Below are 16571 nucleotides of genomic sequence, written 5' to 3' on the forward strand. Positions count from 1 at the left end.
GGGGCCCCGTCGCTGCTCTTCTCTTCTTCTCGTCTGCTTCGCTTCTCCCCCTCTCCTCAGCGAGGCGCACTGTGCCGGAACCGGACATCATCACGATCGGGGCGTCGGCTGGAGGCGTGGAGGCGCTGATCGTGCTTCTCGGGGGGCTGCCTGGCGATCTGCCAGCGTCTCTGTTCGTGGTCCTTCACCTTCCGCCGACGGCGCGGAGCATGCTCGCCACGATCCTCGGGCGGTCGACCCGGCTGCAGGTGGGGGTGGCGGTCGACGGCGAGCCGATCGAGCGAGGGCGGGTCTACGTGGCGCCGGTGGACAACCATCTCCTGCTCGGAGATGGCGTGGTGCGCGTGGTTCACAGCGCGCGCGAGAACGGGCACAGGCCGGCCGTGGACCCGCTGTTCAGGACCGCGGCGGCGGCGTACGGCGACCGCGTGATCGGCGTCGTCCTCTCCGGCATGCGCGACTGCGGCACGGCCGGGCTCATGGACGTGAAGCGCTGCGGCGGCATCGCCGTGGTCCAGGATCCGAAAGACGCCCTGTTCTCGGAGATGCCGCAGAGCGCGCTCGACAACGTCCCGGTGGACCACAGTGTCCCCCTGGCGCAGCTGGCGCCGCTCCTCATGGATCTGGTGCAGCAGGAGGCCGGTGGAGCCCCGGCAGAGCGGCGAGCGGCGACAGGGGGAGGGACGGTGGATGCGATCGAGAGCGATTTCACCTGTCCGGGGTGCGGCGGGAACCTGGTCCGGCGCGACGACGGCGCGACGCTCCAATTCAGGTGCAAGGTCGGCCATCGCTACTCTCCGGAGGGCCTGGAGGACGAGCAGGCTTCGGCGCTCGACGCGGCGCTGTGGATCGCGCTCCGCACGATCGAGGACAGCGCGGCGCTGGCGCGCCGGATGGCGGCGCGCGCGGCGGAGCGGAACCAGCCGCTGTTGCTGGCCCTTTACGAGGAGCGACTCCGGGTGGCCGAGGAGCGGGGCACCCTGGTGCGCCGGGCGCTGCTGGGCACCGGCGGGGGCAACGGATCGACGGGGAGCGCCCGCCCGACGCGGGGGCGGCTGCCGCCGACGGGGTGAGCGGTCGCTCGCGGAGCGGGCCGAGGCCGCGGCGCGGCAGGGCGAGCGCGCCGTGGCGCACGATGGACGGAAGGGCTAGGTGTGGCCCATGGATTTCGCCGAGGTGATGGGCGAGCTGGAGCGGCTCGGCACCGAGCAGAACCGCAAGGTGTACCGGCGCCACGGGATGACCGATCCGCTCTTCGGCGTGAGCTTCGCCCACATGAACGCGCTGGAGAAGCGGATCAAGCGCGACCACGAGCTCGCCGAGGCGCTCTGGGCGACGGGCAACGCCGACGCGAGGACGCTGGCGGTGGCGCTCGCCGATCCGGAGCGCTTCACCTGGGACAAGCTCGCGGCGTGGCTCGACGGTCTGCGCTCGCCGGTGCTCATCGACCTGCTCATGAAGCGTGTCGCGCTGAAGACGCCGTTCGCCCGGGACGCGATGGCGCGCTGGACCGCGTCGAACGACGAGTGGATTGGCCGCGCGGGCTGGACGCTCCTCGGCCTGCTCGCGACCGAGGATCCGTCGCTGCCCGACAGCGTGTTCGAGGAGCGGCTCTCGGTGATCGAGGCGTCGATCCACCGGGCGAAGAACCGCGCCCGCGAGGGGATGAACAGCGCGCTCATCAGCATCGGCGGGCGGAACGAGCCGCTGCGCGGCATGGCGCTCACGGCCGCGCGGCGCATCGGCAAGGTCGAGATCGACCACGGCGAGACGAGCTGCAAGACGCCCGACGCGACCGCCTACATCGAGAGCATCTGGGCCAGGAAGCCGGCGAAGCCCGCCAAGGCCGCCGCGAAGCCCGCCAAGGCCGCTGCGAAGCCCGCCAAGGCTGCCGCCGCGAAGCCCGCCAAGGCCGCTGCGAAGCCCGCCAAGGCTGCCGCCGCGAAGCGGGCCCGCTAGTTCCACCCGCCAGAGCATCGGGGGAGAGATTTCAACGCAAAGGCGCAAAGACGCAAAGGCGCAAAAAAGAGAACAGACTCTCATGCATTTTTGCGTCTTTGCGACTTTGCGTCTTTGCGTTGAAAATTCTCTTCACTCGTGAGACAGGTCCCTGGCGACCTGTAGGACACGCGGAACCAGGGCGCGCGCCCGCAGCGCGAGGCCGCCCCCGCCCCGCGACGCCGCCGCTCAAGGACACGCGCCGTCCGGCGCTGGATCACGCCGGGTGCGCCGTCGTGAACAGCTCGCCTGGCAACCCGAGCAGCTCCTTGCGCGTGAGCCGCTCGACGACCCTGCGCGTGAAGATCAGGTGATCTTCCTCCTCGTGCAGGCGGCGCCGGAACGCCTGCCTCGCCTCGCTGTCGTCCGCCTCGTCGGCGAGCTCGAGCAGCAGCTGCCAGCCGGCGTTGTCGACGAGCTCCGCGGTCAGCAGCGCGTGGAAGAGGTGGGTCGGGTTCATGTCCCCGTCGAGCACGATCTGCTCGATGCCCCGCGACTCGACCGTGACCAGCCGCGACATGTCCGTCTCGGCGTGCGCGTCCCCGCCCAGCGCGCGGATCTGCGCCTCGAGCCACTCCTCGTGCTCCTTCTCCTGGTCCCGGTACTCCTTGAGCTCGCCGAGCCGGGCCATCAGGAGGGGATCGGCCGCGCGGCCGATCTTCTCCACGATGGAGTCGTACAGCTTGACGCCCGCGCGCTCGAAGGTCAGCCGCTCGCTGAGCAGGTCGATGGCCTTGTCTCTGTTCGTCTGTGCAAGCTTCTTCATGGATCCCTCCGACCGGGGCGCATGCGATTCACAGGCCGCCGCGCGCTGCGCCTGCGAGGCGGCGAGGCGGGCAGAGCGCCGGCCGGGCGCGGCGCGCGGCGCTCAGAGGTGCTCTGTCAGGTACTCGACGATGGCGCGGTTCGCGTAATGGCTCGCGGCCGGCGACCGGTAGCCGTGCCGCTCGCCCGGGAACACGAGGGTGTCGAACCGCTTGTCCGCGGCCATGAGCGCCTCGATCATCTTCGCCGTGTGCGCAAAGTGCACGTTCTCATCCATGAGCCCATGCATGAGGAGCAGCTTGCCGCGCAGGTTGCCCGCGCGCTTCGTGAGATCGGTCGCCTCGTACCGCGCGGCCTCCTTGTCGAGGAGACCCATGTACCGCTCCGTATAGCCCGTGTCGTACAGCCGATCGTCGCTCACCGGTGATCCCGCGACGCCCACGTGGAAGCGGTCCGGCGCCATGAGGAGCGCCTCCAGCGCCATCCTGCCGCCGTAGCTGTGGCCGTAGATCCCGACGCGGCCCGCGTCGACGTAAGGCAGCGTCTTCAGGAAATCGAGGCCCGCGATCTGATCGGCGAGCTCGACCTCGCCAAGGCGCCCATGGATGACCGACTCGAACGCGCGCCCGCGGTTCGCCGAGCCGCGGTTGTCGAGCTGAAAGACCACAACCCCGCGGTCCGCGAGGTGATTCCACAGGAGCCACGGAGACCACGAGTTGAAGACCGTCTGGACGCCGGGCCCCCCGTACACGCTCACCACGACCGGATAGCGGCGGCCGGGCTCGATCCTCCGCGGCGCGAGCAGCGCGCCATAGAGCGTGTCGCCGCTCGCGGCGCGCACCTCGACGATCTCGGGGGCGCGCAGCTCGAGCTCCGCGAGCTCGCGGTCGACGGGCGCCGGCAGCGCGCCGAGCTCGGCGTTGTCCGCGCCCCTCACCGCCCCTCTCCACGGGCGATCCAGGGCCGCGTGGAGCTCGACGTACCCCGGCCCCCTCGTATCCACGGTGATCTGGTGCATCCCCGGGTCGGACGTGAGCCGCTTCACCTCGCCGCCCGCGAGCGGCACGGTGTAGAGGTGGCGCTCGGTCGGGCCGTCCTTCGTCGCCACGAAGCGCGCGAGGCCGCGCTCCTCGTCCGGCGGAAGGAGCGAGGTGATGTCCCAGTCGCCCGCGGTGAGCCTGGCGAGCTCGGCGCCCGAGCCGGCGTCCCGCAGCGCGAGGTGGCGGTGGCCGCCCTCGGCGGTCGACCAGAGGAACCTCGGCGAGCGCTCGAGGAGCCGCATGTCGGCGAAGTCCACCCACGTGGGCGAGGTCTCGACGACGACCTCGGCGGCCTCGCCCGAGCGCGGCCTCGCGCGGAGGAGCGAGAGGCGCTTCTGGTCGCGCGAGAGGGTCTGGAACCAGAGCGCCTTGCCGTCCTCCGCCCAGACGAACCGGCCGAGGTAGCGCTCGTCTTTGCCATCGCCGCCCTTCCACGTGAGCCAAGTCGTCTTCCTGGTGGCGAGATCGAGGATGCCCGCCCGGACGCGGGGGTTCTTGCCGCCGACGCGCGGGTAACGCGCCATCATGAGATCTTCCTTGCCGTCGCGGAAGCCGAGGACTGGCACCTTCTCGACCTCTCGCTCATCGACCTCCAGGTAAGCCACCCGGTCGCAGCCGGGGGAGATCCAGAAGCCGCTCGGCTCATCGAACTCCTCCTGACCGTTGAAGTCGCTCAGGCCGCGCGAGACCCCCTCGGGCGCCCCCCGGGTCAGCGCCGTCTCGCGGCGCGAGGCGACGTCGATCATGAAGAGCTCGCGCCCGCGGACGAACACGACGCGCTCGCCGCCGTCGCACACCTTCGGATCGATCTCGGGCTCGGGCGTGTCGGTGAGCCGCGCGATCGCCCCTCTCGGGTCGCGCGCGTCGCGCAAGAAGAGGTCGCCGCCGAAGGGGATGAGCAGGACCTCTGCCCGCTTCGCCCACGAATAGGCCGTGATCCCCCTGGAGAACATGCGCTGTCGCTCGCGGCGGAGCTCCTCCTCGCGGGACAGCGGCTTCGCGTCCTTCAGCAGGTCGCCCGAGGCGACGAGCTGCCGGATCTCGCGTGATGTGGTGTCGAAGGCGAAGAGAGACTGCTCCGGCCCGTCCGCCTGCCGCTGGAGGTAGGTGATCAGCTTGCCGCCGGGCGCGTACTGGATCGCCCTGGGCAGCCGCGCCCCGAGCGGCGGCTGGCGGCCGAGGTGGGCGTACGTGATCCGGCTCGCCTCGGGGCCGGCGATGCGCGTCTTCTCCGGCAGGGCGGCCTGCTTCACCGCCGCGGCCGGAGCGGCCTTGGCGGGCGGGGCGGCCCTCGGCGGGGACGCGCCGGTGGGCGGGGCGCACGCGGCGACCGAGAGGACGGAGAGCAACCCAAAGCGCGCGGGGAGCAGCGGACTTCGCATGGCCGCTATCTCTCCCGTCGCCATGGAGATGTCAAACAGCGCTGCGCGCCGCGGGAAAGGCCGAGGCGCGCGGGCTCACCTTGGTCTTGATACTTTCTTGATGGCAACCCTCCCCCATCTTGACGGCCCTTTGACCCGCGGAGCACTACGTTCAGTCCCGCTCGGCCGGCACGGACGAAAGCACGCCCGATGCGGCCGATGAGGTCGCCATGGATATGGTTTACATGGGGCTGACGCTCCTCCTGTTTTCGCTGTTCGCAGGGCTCATCAAGCTCTGTGAGAGGGTTTGAGCGCCATGATCGCGTTCACCTGGATCGCGGGCATCCTCGCCCTGGGTTTGCTGCTTTACCTGTTCTTCGTGCTCCTCAAGCCGGAGAGCCTGTCATGACCGCCATCGGCGCGCTTCAGGCAGCGCTCTACCTGGCCGTCCTCATTGCCCTCTCCGTCCCGCTCGGCGCCTACATGGCGCGGGTCTACCAGGGGAAGCGCGGCCTCATGGTCCGCGTGCTCGGGCCGGTCGAACGGCTCATCTACCGCGCTGCGGGCGTGCGCGCGGATCAGGAGATGCGCTGGCAGGACTACGCCTTTGCCGTGCTCGCGTTCAACCTGGCCGGGCTCGTCGCCGTCTATGCCCTTCAGCGGCTCCAGGGCGTCCTGCCCCTGAACCCGGAGGGGATGGGCGCCGTCCCGCCCGATCTCGCGTTCAACACTGCCTCGAGCTTCGCCTCCAACACGAACTGGCAAGCATACGGCGGCGAGTCGACGCTCAGCTACCTGACGCAGATGGCCGGGCTCGGCGTGCAGAACTTCGTCTCCGCCGCGACCGGGATGGCCGTGCTCATCGCGCTGATCCGCGGGATCACACGGAAGACAGCGGACACCGTCGGCAGCTTCTGGGTCGATCTCGTCCGGAGCACCCTTTACATCCTCCTGCCGCTCTCGCTCCTGCTCACGGTCTTGCTCGTGTCCGAGGGGGTCGTGCAGGGCTTCGGGAGCTACCAGAGCGCGTCGCTGCTCCAGGCCGTCAAGGACCAGAGCGGCAGCGCGGTCGTTCATCAGGTGATCCCGATGGGGCCCGCGGCGTCGCAGATCGCGATCAAGCAGCTCGGGACGAACGGCGGCGGCTTCTTCAACGTGAACTCGGCGCACCCGCTCGAGAACCCCACGGCCCTCTCGAACTTCCTCGAGATGCTCGCGCTGCTCCTCATCCCCGCCGCGCTCTGCCACACGTTCGGCCGGATGGTGGGCGACAGGCGCCAGGGCTGGACGGTGCTCGCCGCGATGACGGTCCTCTTCGTTGTCCTCCTCGTCGCCTGCATCGCCTCGGAGCAGGCGGGCAACCCCGCCCTCTCCGGCCTGGGCGTCGATCAGGCGGCGAGCGCGCTCCAGGCCGGCGGCAACATGGAGGGGAAGGAGGCGCGCTTCGGCATCACGAGCTCCGCCCTCTGGGCGACCGCCACCACGGCGGCCTCGAACGGCTCGGTCAACGCGATGCACGACTCCTTCACGCCCCTCGGCGGGCTCGTGCCCCTCTGGCTCATGCAGCTCGGCGAGGTGGTCTTCGGCGGGGTCGGCTCGGGCCTCTACGGCATGCTGATGTTCGTCGTCATCGCCGTCTTCGTGGCCGGCCTGATGGTCGGCCGCACGCCGGAATACCTCGGCAAGAAGATCGAGGCGTTCGAGATGAAGATGGCGTCCCTCGTCGTGCTCTTCCCCGCGATCACGGTGCTCCTCGGCACCGCCATCGCGGTGATGACCGAGGGAGGACAGAAGGGCGTCTTCAACCCCGGGCCGCACGGGTTCAGCGAGGTGCTCTATGCGTTCTCGTCCGGCGCGAACAACAACGGCAGCGCCTTCGGCGGCCTCGGCGCGAACAGCCCATTCTACAACACCGCCATCGGCGTCGCGATGCTCATCGGTCGCTATGCGCTGATCGTCCCCGTGCTCGCGCTCGCGGGCGCGCTCGCGCGGAAGAAGCTCGTCCCGGCCGGCCCGGGCACGCTGCCCACGCACACACCGCTGTTCGTCGCGCTCCTGACAGGCACCGTCGTGCTCGTCGGAGCGCTCACGTACGTCCCCGCGCTCGCGCTCGGGCCGATCGTCGAGCACCTGGAGATGACCCGATGACCATGGACCTTCATCGCACCGGCGCGGCGAGCACCCGGCGCGGCGCGCCAGCTCCCCTGCTCCCCGAGCTGGCGCCGCCGCCGAGGTCGCGCCACCCGTCCCGCGACGTGGAGGGGAAGAAGACCGCGGCGAGGCCGCTCCTCGACCCCGCGATCCTCAAGCCGGCGATCGTCGCCGCGTTCCGCAAGCTCGACCCCCGCCACCAGGTCAAGAACCCGGTGATGTTCGTGGTCCTGGCCGGGAGCGCGCTCACCACGGCCCTGTTCGTCCACGCGCTCTTTCACCACGGGCGCGAGGGCGATGCGCCGGCCGGGTTCACCCTCGCCATCTCCGTGTGGCTCTGGTTCACCGTGCTCTTCGCGAACTTCGCGGAGGCCGTGGCCGAGGGGCGCGGAAAGGCGCAGGCGGACACGCTCCGCAAGGCGCGGCGCGACGTCGAGGCCGTGAAGCTCTCCGCCCCGGAGCGCGACGCGGCGCGGACCACCGTGCGGGCGTCGAGCCTCCGGCGAGGAGACCTCGTGCTCGTGGAGGCGGGCGCGATCCTCCCCGGCGACGGCGACATCCTCGTCGGCGTCGCGTCCGTCGACGAGAGCGCCGTCACGGGCGAGAGCGCCCCTGTGGTGCGGGAGAGCGGCGGCGACAGGAGCGCGGTCACCGGCGGGACGCGCGTCCTGTCCGACTGGCTCATCGTCCGCATCTCCAGGAACCCCGGCGAGGCGTTCCTCGATCGCATGATCTCGATGGTGGAGGGCGCGAAGCGCAAGAAGACGCCGAACGAGATCGCGCTCGACATCCTGCTCGCCGCGCTCACCATCGTCTTCCTCCTCGCGACCGTGACGCTGCTGCCGTACTCGATCTTCAGCGTCCGGGCGGCGGCGCAGGGGACCCCGGTCAGCATCACCGTGCTCGTGGCGCTGCTCGTCTGCCTGATCCCCACCACCATCGGCGGGCTGCTCTCGGCCATCGGCATCGCCGGGATGGACCGGATGATCCAGGCGAACGTCATCGCCATGTCGGGCCGCGCGGTCGAGGCCGCGGGGGACGTGGACGTGCTGCTGCTCGACAAGACCGGCACGATCACGCTCGGCAACCGGCAGGCGACGGAGCTCATCCCGGCCGACGGGATCGGGGCGCAGGCGCTCGCCGACGCCGCGCAGCTCGCGTCGCTCGCCGACGAGACCCCCGAGGGGCGCAGCGTCGTCGTGCTCGCCAAGGAGAAGTACGGCCTGCGCGAGCGCGATCTCTCGACCCTCGGCGCCCGCTTCGTCCCCTTCACCGCGCAGACCCGGATGAGCGGCGTCGACAGCGGCGCGCGCGAGATCCGGAAGGGCGCCGTCGACGCGATCGAGGCCTACGTGAAGGAGAAGGGCGGCGCGGTCCCGCCCGCGGTGCGGGCGGCGACGGAGGCCATCGCCCGGAAGGGCGGCACGCCGCTCGTTGTCGCCGAGGGCAGCGCGGTGCTCGGCGTCATCCACCTCAAGGACATCGTGAAGGGCGGCATCAAGGAGCGCTTCGGCGACCTCCGGCGCATGGGCATCAAGACGGTGATGATCACGGGCGACAACCCGCTCACCGCCGCGGCCATCGCGGCCGAGGCCGGCGTCGACGACTTCCTGGCGCAGGCCACGCCCGAGGCCAAGCTCTCGCTGATCCGCGAATACCAGGCGGGCGGACGGCTCGTCGCGATGACCGGCGACGGGACGAACGACGCCCCCGCGCTGGCGCAGGCGGACGTCGCGGTCGCCATGAACACGGGCACCCAGGCCGCGAAGGAGGCCGGGAACATGGTCGACCTCGACTCGAACCCGACAAAGCTCATCGAGATCGTCGAGATCGGAAAGCAGCTCCTGATGACGCGGGGCGCGCTCACGACCTTCAGCCTGGCGAACGACGTCGCGAAGTACTTCGCCATCATCCCGGCGGCCTTCGTCTCGACGTATCCTGCGCTCGGGCGGCTCGACGTGATGGGGCTCGCCACGCCGCGGAGCGCCGTGCTCTCCGCGGTGATCTTCAACGCGCTCGTCATCGTCGCGCTCATCCCGCTCGCGCTCCGGGGCATCCGCTACCGGTCCGTCGGCGCGGAGCGGATGCTCCGCAGGAACCTGCTCGTCTACGGCCTCGGCGGGCTCATCGCGCCGTTCGTGGGGATCAAAGGGATCGATCTGCTCCTCTCCTCCCTCGGCCTCGCGTGAGGTCCCAAGGAAAGAACACCATGCTCGCGCACCTGCGACCCGCCCTCGTCCTCCTCCTCGTCCTCACCGGCCTCACGGGGTTCGCCTACCCGCTGCTCTCGACCGCCGTCGCGCAGGCCGCGTTCCCCCATCAGGCGAACGGCAGCCTCGTGGTGATCGACGGCGGCCGCGTGGTCGGATCGAGCCTGCTCGGCCAGGCGTTCAACGCCTCGCACGACCCGCGCTACTTCTGGGGCCGCCCCTCGGCGACGAGCCCTGTCCCCTACGCGGGGCAGGCCTCTTCCGGGAGCAACCTCGGGCCCACGAACCCTGCCCTGGCCGAGGCGGTCAAGGCCAGGATCGAGGCGCTCCGCGCCGCGGATCCGGAGGCCGCCGCGCCGGTGCCGGTCGACCTGGTGACCGCCTCCGGCAGCGGCCTCGATCCGCACATCAGCCCCGCGGCGGCGGAGTACCAGGTAAGGCGCGTGGCGCGCGCGCGGAACCTGGGAGAGGACGAGGTTCGCCGGCTCGTCGCGCGGCACACCGAGGGGCGCTTTCTCGGCCTCCTCGGCGAGCCCCACGTCAACGTGCTCCTCCTGAACCTCGCCCTCGACGGCGCCCGCTGAGGAGAGCGCGAGCGGTGGCGGACGCACGCGACGACCGGCCGGATCCCGAGGCGCTGCTCGCCGCCGCCCGCGAGGAGGAGGAGCGCGAGGGGAAGGGCAAGCTCAAGCTCTTCTTCGGCGCCGCGCCCGGCGTCGGCAAGACGTACGCGATGCTGCAGGCGGCGCGGTCGCTCCACGAGGAGGAGGTCGACGTCGTCGTCGGGTGGGTCGAGACGCACGGGCGCGCCGAGACGGAGGCGCTCCTCGACGGGCCTCCGCCGCTGCCGCGCCTGCCGGCGATCGAGGTCGAGCACCGCGGCAGGACGCTGCGTGACCTCGACCTCGAGGCCGCGCTGAAGCGCCGTCCGAAGCTCCTCCTCGTCGACGAGCTCGCGCACACGAACGCGCCGGGGCTCCGGCACCCGAAGCGCTGGCAGGACGTCATGGATCTCCTCGACGCGGGGATCGACGTCTACACCACCCTCAACGTCCAGCACATCGAGAGCCTGAACGACGTCGTGGCCCAGGTGACCGGCGTCGTGGTCCGGGAGACGGTGCCCGACTCGATGATCGGGCGCGCCGACGAGATCGAGCTGATCGACCTCCCGCCGGACGACCTCCTCGAGCGGCTGCGCGAGGGCAAGGTCTACCTCTCGGAGCAGATCGAGCGCGCGGCGAGCAACTTCTTCCGCAAGGGCAACCTGATCGCCCTGCGCGAGCTCGCCCTGCGGCGCACCGCCGAGCGCGTCGACGATCAGATGCGCGGCTACATGCGCGCCCACGGGATCCAGGAGACGTGGGCCGTCGCCGAGCGGATCGTCGTCTGCGTGGGGCCGAGCCCCATGTCGGCGCGGCTCATCCGGGCGACGCGGCGGATGGCCGGCAGCCTGAAGGCGGAGTGGCACGCGGTGTACGTGCGGACGCCGGCCCAGGCGCGGCTGACCGCGGCCGATCGCGCGCGGGTCGACAGGAACCTCGCGCTCGCGGAGCGCCTCGGCGCCACGACGGTCCAGCTCCACGGCGCGGAGGTCGCCGCGGAGGTCCTGCGGTACGCCAGGCAGCACAACGTCAGCAAGATCGTCGTCGGCAAGCCGACCCACCCTCGCTGGAAGGACTTCGTCTACGGCTCGCTGCTCGACGATCTCGTGCGCCAGAGCGCCGACATCGACGTCTACGTCATCCAGGGGACGGCGGAGGCGCAGCGGTCCGAGGTCGGGTCGCCGGAGCGGCGCCGCGTCGCGCCGCTGGCGTACGCGCTCAGCGTGTGCGTGGTCGCGCTCTGCACGCTGGTCTCGTGGGTCATGCACCCGTTCTCCGACCTGGCGAACCTCATCATGGTGTACCTGCTCGGGGTCGTCATCGTGGCGAGCCGCTTCGGGCGAGGCCCCTCGGTGCTCGCGTCGGTGCTCGGCGTCGCGGCCTTCGATTTCTTCTTCGTCAAGCCGTACCTGACCTTCGTGGTCAGCGATCTCCAGTACCTCCTGACGTTCGCGATCATGCTGCTCGTCGCGCTGATGATCGCCGGCCTCACCGTGCGCATCCGCCTCGACGCCGAGAGCGCCGGCCAGCGCGAGCAGCGCACCGCGGCGCTCTACGCGATGAGCAGGGAGCTGACCGCCCTGCGCGAGACGGACAAGCTCAGCCTCGCGGCGGCTCGCCATGTGCGCGACGTCTTCGAGGCGGATGCGGTCGTCCTCCTGCCCGGCCCGGACGGCCGCCTCGCCGTCTGCGCCGGGACAGCGGAGGATCTGGTCGCCGGCGAGCAGGAGCGGGCGGTCGCGGAGTGGGCGTATGCGCGCGGCAAGGTCGCGGGAGCCGGGACCGACACGCTCCCGAGCGCGGGCGCGATGCACCTGCCGCTCCAGGGGTCCTCCGGGCCGATCGGCGTCCTCAGCGTCCGGCCGCGCGGGTCGTGGCAGTCCCTCGACCTGAGCCGGCGCGAGCTGCTCGGCGCCTTTGCCACGCAGACGTCGCTCGCGCTGGAGCGCGCCCTGCTCGCGAGGCAGGCCCAGCGCGCGCAGCTCCACGCCCAGGCGGAGGAGCTCCGCAACGCCCTCCTGAGCTCGGTCTCGCACGATCTGCGCACGCCGCTCGCCACGATCACCGGCGTCGCGGGCGCGCTGCTCGACGAGGGGGCCGCGCTCGACCCGGCGGCCCGGCGCGACCTGACGCAGACCGTGCTGGAGGAGGCGCAGCGGCTCGAGCGCCTCGTGCGCAACCTGCTCGACATGACGCGCCTGGAGTCCGGGGCGCTCGCGGTGAAGAAGGAGTGGCTGCCGCTCGAGGAGATCGTGGGCGCGGCGCTGAACCGGGTCGAGGAGCACCTGGAAGGCCGGGAGGTCTCGATCGAGCTCGACAGGGCGACGGGGCTCGTCCCGATGGATGGCGTGCTGATGGAACAGGTGCTCATCAACCTGCTCGAGAACGCGCTCAAGTACTCGCCTGCCGGCAGCCCGATCGGGATCCGTGGGTTCACCGAGCAGAGCATGGCGATGCTCGAGATCACGGATCGCGGTCCAGGCCTGCCGCCCGGTGAGGAGGAGACCATCTTCGAGAAATTCCACCGAGGCCGAGGCCAGACGCAGCGCGGCCTCGGCCTAGGCCTCACCATCTGCCGCGGCCTCGTGGCCGCGCACGGCGGGCGGATCACGGCCGAGAATCGGCCTCATGGGGGCGCGGTCTTCCGCGTGACATTGCCCATCGAGGGCCGCCCGCCGAACCTCGCCGCCCCGGAGCTGCCGGCGGCCGCGGGCGCTTGATATCGTGGGTGCGCGATGGCGGAAGCGTCTCCTCTCGTGCTGCTGATCGAGGACGAGCCGCAGATGCGCCGGTTCTTGCGCGCGATGCTGGCGGCCCGCGGCTACCGGCTCGTGGAGACGGAGACGGGCGCCGAGGGGATCGCCCAGGCCACGACGCGCAATCCGGATCTCGTGCTCCTCGATCTCGGGCTCCCTGACATGGATGGCCTGGAGGTGACCCGGCGGCTCCGGGAGTGGAGCGCGGTCCCCATCATCGTGCTGTCGGCGCGAGGCCAGGAGCAGGACAAGATCGACGCGCTGGACGGCGGGGCCGACGACTACCTGACCAAGCCGTTCAGCGCGGGCGAGCTCCTGGCGCGGCTGCGCGTGGCGCTGCGCCATGCCGCTCACGCGGCGCACGGGGCGAAGGCGGAGAACTCGAGCTTCAAGGTGCAGGACATAGAGGTCGACCTCGCGCGCCGGGTCGTGCTGCGGGCGGGCGAGGAGATCCACCTGACACCGATCGAGTACAAGCTGCTCACGACGCTGATCCGACACGCGGGGAAGGTGCTGACGCACCGCCAGCTCCTCGGCGAGGTGTGGGGCCCTGCCTACGCGGGGCAGACACACTATCTGCGCGTCTACATGGCGCAGCTCCGGCACAAGCTGGAGCGCGACCCGGCGCGGCCGCAGATCCTGATCACCGAGCCCGGCGTGGGCTACCGGCTCAAGGGGACTCGGATCGAGCCGTAGCCAACGCGAGCGCGCCCTCAGCTCGCGATGCGCCGGAGCACGATGACCGGCCGCCCCGCGTCGCGCGAGCGATCGATATCCACCTTGCAGTCGAGCATCCAGTCGTTGTGGTCCTCCGGATCGGCGATGATCTGCTGGACAACCCAGGAGCCGCCGTCCTCGGCGGGGTGGATGATGGTGTTGCTCGGGCTCCGGGCCGCCGGATCGGTGCGAATCGCTGCGTGCTCCGCGTAATAGCCTCGGAGCGCCTCGTCCAGCCGGTCCGCCGTCCAGGGCGCCTCCTCCCCCTCCACCATCTCGGCGGCGACCTCGTAGTCGCGGCGGGCCAGCGCGCGCAGGAAGAAGAAGAGCTCGTTCCTCACGAGCACCGTGAACTCCTTGACGTTCCGCGTGACGTCGAACGCGGCCTGCTCCACGGCGCCGCCCGGGGCCGCCGCGCGCGGCTGGAACGACGGGTCGCGCAGCCGCTCCCACTCGTCGAGCAGGCTCGAGTCCACGCCGCGGATGAGCGCACGGAAATAGGCGATCATCTCGCCGGTGTCGCTGTCCTTCGCGTACTCGGGCACCGTCTGGACGAGCGCCTTGTACACCTCGGAGACGTACCTGAGGAGCAGCCCCTCCGCCCGCTCCAGGTTGTACTCCCGGATGTACTCGCTGAACGACAGGTATTGCTCGTACATCTCGCGCGCCACGCCCTTCGGGCGGATGTTCTCCTGCCCCACCCAGGGGTGCCGCCGCGCGAAGTCGTTGAAGGTCCCGTAGATGAACTCGCGGTTCGGCCTCGGATAATCGAGCTTCTCGAGCTCCTCCATCCGCTGCTCGTACTCCACGCCCGCCGCCTTCAGCTCCGCGAGCTTCTCGGTCTTCAGCCGATCGAGCTGCTTTTGCAGGATGAGGTCGGGGTTCTCGAGGATCGACTCGACGAGCGTCAGGAGATCGAGCGGATACGTGCCGCTGTCGGGATCCAGCTTGCCCACCGTCTCGAGCACGTAGAGCGAGAGGGCGTGGTTCAGCGAGAAGTCTTCCTGGAGATCCGCGTTGATGCGGATGCGCTTGCCCGGCCCGTCTTCCCTGGGGACGAACTCGATGATGCGCGCCTCCACGAGCGAGCGGAAGAGGAGCATCGCCGTCCTGCCGTGCTGGCGCCGGACCGCCGGCCGATCGTGGGTGCCGCGGATGAGCCGCTTCAGCGCCAGACAGCCGCCCTCCTCGCGCCCGAGCACGTTGACGAGCATGCCGTGCGTCACCTGGAACCGGGACACGAGCGGCTCGGGCGGCGACTGGATCAGCTTCTCGAACGTCTGCCGGTCCCAGTGCACATAGCCCTTCTCGGGGGGCTTCTTCCTGACGATCTTCCGCCGCTTGGCCGGGTCGTTCCCCGCCTTCGCATCGAGCCTCATGTTCTCGATGACGTGCTCCGGCGCCTGGGCGACGACGCTCCCCTGGTTGTCGAACCCCTTCCGGCCGGCCCGGCCGCTGATCTGCTGGAAATCACGCACGCTCAGGATGGCCGTCTTCTCGCCGTCGAACTTGCAGAGCTTCGTGAACAGCACCGTGCGGATCGGGATGTTGACACCGACGCCGAGCGTGTCCGTGCCGCAGATGATCTTGAGGTGCCCCTGCTGGGCCAGCTTCTCGACGAGCAGCCTGTATTTCGGCAGGAGCCCCGCGTGGTGGAGCCCGATCCCGTGCCTGACGAAGCGCTGCACCTCGCGGCCGTAGGGGCTCGAGAACTTGAAGGGGCCCCCGAACGCGGACCCCGGCCCCGCGCCCGCGAGGGCGGCGGTGATCGCCCGCTTCTCCTCCTTGGTGCAGTAGTCCTGGCTCATCAGGTTCTGCGCCTCCTCGGCGCAGCCCCGCTGCGTGAAGCTCACGATGTAGATCGGCGCCTTGCCGCCCTTCACGAGCGTCGCGACGGTCTCGTGGAGCGGCGTCTCGCGGTACTCGAAGTCGAGCGGCACCGGGCGCACGGTCGACTTGATCACGGCGGTCTGCTCGCCCGTCAGGCGCGTGAGCTCCTCCTGGAAGAACTCGGTGCCTCCGAGCGTGGCGCTCATGAGCAAGAACCTCGCCTGCGGCAGCGTGAGCAGCGGGATCTGCCAGGCCGCGCCGCGATCGCGATCCGAGTAGTAGTGGAACTCGTCCATGATCACGTAGTCGCAAAGCGCCTTATCGCCCTCGCGGAGCGCGATGTTCGCGAGGATCTCCGCGGTGCAGCAGATGATCGGCGCGTCGCGGTTCACGGCCGCGTCGCCCGTCAACATGCCCACGTTCTCGGGGCCGAAGTCGTTGCAGAGCGAGAAGAACTTCTCGCTGACGAGCGCCTTGATCGGGCACGTGTAGTAGGACTTCATCCCCTCGGCGAGCGCCTTGAAGTGCATGGCGGCCGCGACGAGCGACTTGCCCGAGCCGGTCGGCGTGTTGAGGATCACGTTCTTGCCGCCGAAGATCTCGAGGATGGCCTCTTCCTGCGCCGGGTAGAGCTCGAGCCCCCGCTCGGCGACGTAGTCGAGGAAGCCGTTGAGGAGGTCGTCGGCCGTGAAGTCGTGAGACGACGGCGGGAGGCGAGCGAGGAGCGGAGCGGCGGCTTGATCCATGGCGGCTGTCGGGCGCGCGCCCATGGGCGCGTCCCACCATGCAGAAGCCTGGTTTCAGCGAGAATGCAAGCAAACTCCTCCATGTCCAGGTCGGATCGCCTGCGACGCGCCATCGGAGCGGGAGCGGCGCAGCGGGCAGAGCCGACACCGCTGACGCGCTGGTGCGACAGACAAAGCAGACGGAAGAGAAAGCAGATGGAAGAGACGGAGCACGCGCAGCAGGCTTCGCCCGGCAATCCGGACGAGCAGAGGACGGAGGCGATCGGGTCGCCATGCCGCCCGCAGCGTCACGCGATCGTGATAGCGTGGCCGGACGAAACAGCGGGAGGGAACGCCATGCACACGGCCGATCGGGCGGGTGCATGGCGGATCGGGGCGGGCGGCGGATGGGGGAG

Annotated in this window: 10 protein-coding genes and 1 pseudogene; 8 read left to right on the plus strand and 3 right to left on the minus strand. The window is 70.4% G+C overall.

The window, feature by feature from the left end; genetic code table 11:
- The first annotated feature begins 71 nt into the window (after positions 1–71).
- Both WMF45_RS24355 and WMF45_RS24360 read left to right on the plus strand, forming a co-directional pair.
- Positions 72–1073 (plus strand): chemotaxis protein CheB, encoded by a 1002-nt coding sequence (locus WMF45_RS24355; protein ID WP_437719227.1) that lies wholly within the window; start codon positions 72–74, stop codon positions 1071–1073.
- A gap of 88 nt (positions 1074–1161) precedes the next feature.
- A pseudogene (locus tag WMF45_RS24360) lies at positions 1162–1845 on the plus strand (DNA alkylation repair protein); the annotation flags it as partial.
- Between the two features lie 370 nt (positions 1846–2215).
- On the opposite strand, the gene WMF45_RS24365 reads toward WMF45_RS24360, so the two are convergent.
- Positions 2216–2764, minus strand: coding sequence for a hypothetical protein (locus WMF45_RS24365; RefSeq protein ID WP_437719228.1), 549 nt, complete (start codon positions 2762–2764; stop codon positions 2216–2218).
- Between the two features lie 102 nt (positions 2765–2866).
- Entirely contained in the window at positions 2867–5185 is a 2319-nt protein-coding gene (locus WMF45_RS24370) for an alpha/beta fold hydrolase (protein ID WP_437719229.1), read from the minus strand.
- Between the two features lie 295 nt (positions 5186–5480).
- On the opposite strand from WMF45_RS24370, the gene kdpF reads away from it, so the two are divergent.
- The 6 genes from kdpF to WMF45_RS24400 are packed head-to-tail and all read left to right on the plus strand — an operon-like array spanning position 5481 to position 13579.
- On the plus strand, positions 5481–5573 hold the full coding sequence (gene kdpF / locus WMF45_RS24375; protein WP_437719230.1) for a K(+)-transporting ATPase subunit F: 93 nt from the start codon (positions 5481–5483) through the stop codon (positions 5571–5573).
- On the plus strand, positions 5570–7312 hold the full coding sequence (gene kdpA, locus WMF45_RS24380; RefSeq protein WP_437719231.1) for a potassium-transporting ATPase subunit KdpA: 1743 nt from the start codon (positions 5570–5572) through the stop codon (positions 7310–7312). Before kdpF ends, kdpA begins: the two co-directional genes overlap by 4 nt.
- A complete protein-coding gene (gene kdpB / locus WMF45_RS24385) occupies positions 7309–9504 on the plus strand; it encodes a potassium-transporting ATPase subunit KdpB (protein WP_437719232.1) in 2196 nt (731 codons plus the stop codon). The genes kdpA and kdpB overlap by 4 nt, the downstream gene beginning before the upstream one ends.
- 20 nt (positions 9505–9524) lie before the next feature.
- The gene (gene kdpC / locus WMF45_RS24390; protein WP_437719233.1) at positions 9525–10109 is read left to right on the plus strand and encodes a potassium-transporting ATPase subunit KdpC; all 585 of its coding nucleotides are present in this window, start codon (positions 9525–9527) and stop codon (positions 10107–10109) included.
- A 14-nt stretch (positions 10110–10123) separates the two neighbouring features.
- Complete coding sequence (locus tag WMF45_RS24395; protein WP_437719234.1) at positions 10124–12847, plus strand: DUF4118 domain-containing protein; 2724 nt, start codon at positions 10124–10126, stop codon at positions 12845–12847.
- A 15-nt stretch (positions 12848–12862) separates the two neighbouring features.
- Positions 12863–13579 carry a response regulator gene (locus WMF45_RS24400; protein WP_437719235.1) on the plus strand — a complete coding sequence of 239 codons (717 nt, stop codon included), beginning with the start codon at positions 12863–12865 and terminating at the stop codon, positions 13577–13579.
- A gap of 17 nt (positions 13580–13596) precedes the next feature.
- Here WMF45_RS24400 and WMF45_RS24405 read toward each other — a convergent pair whose 3' ends face one another.
- Positions 13597–16176: a DEAD/DEAH box helicase gene (locus tag WMF45_RS24405; protein ID WP_437719236.1), complete on the minus strand. Its 2580-nt coding sequence runs from the start codon at positions 16174–16176 to the stop codon at positions 13597–13599.
- Positions 16177–16571 lie beyond the last annotated feature (395 nt).

The organism is Sorangium sp. So ce448 (assembly GCF_051520915.1).
GTDB lineage: Bacteria > Myxococcota_A > Polyangia > Polyangiales > Polyangiaceae > Sorangium > Sorangium cellulosum_B.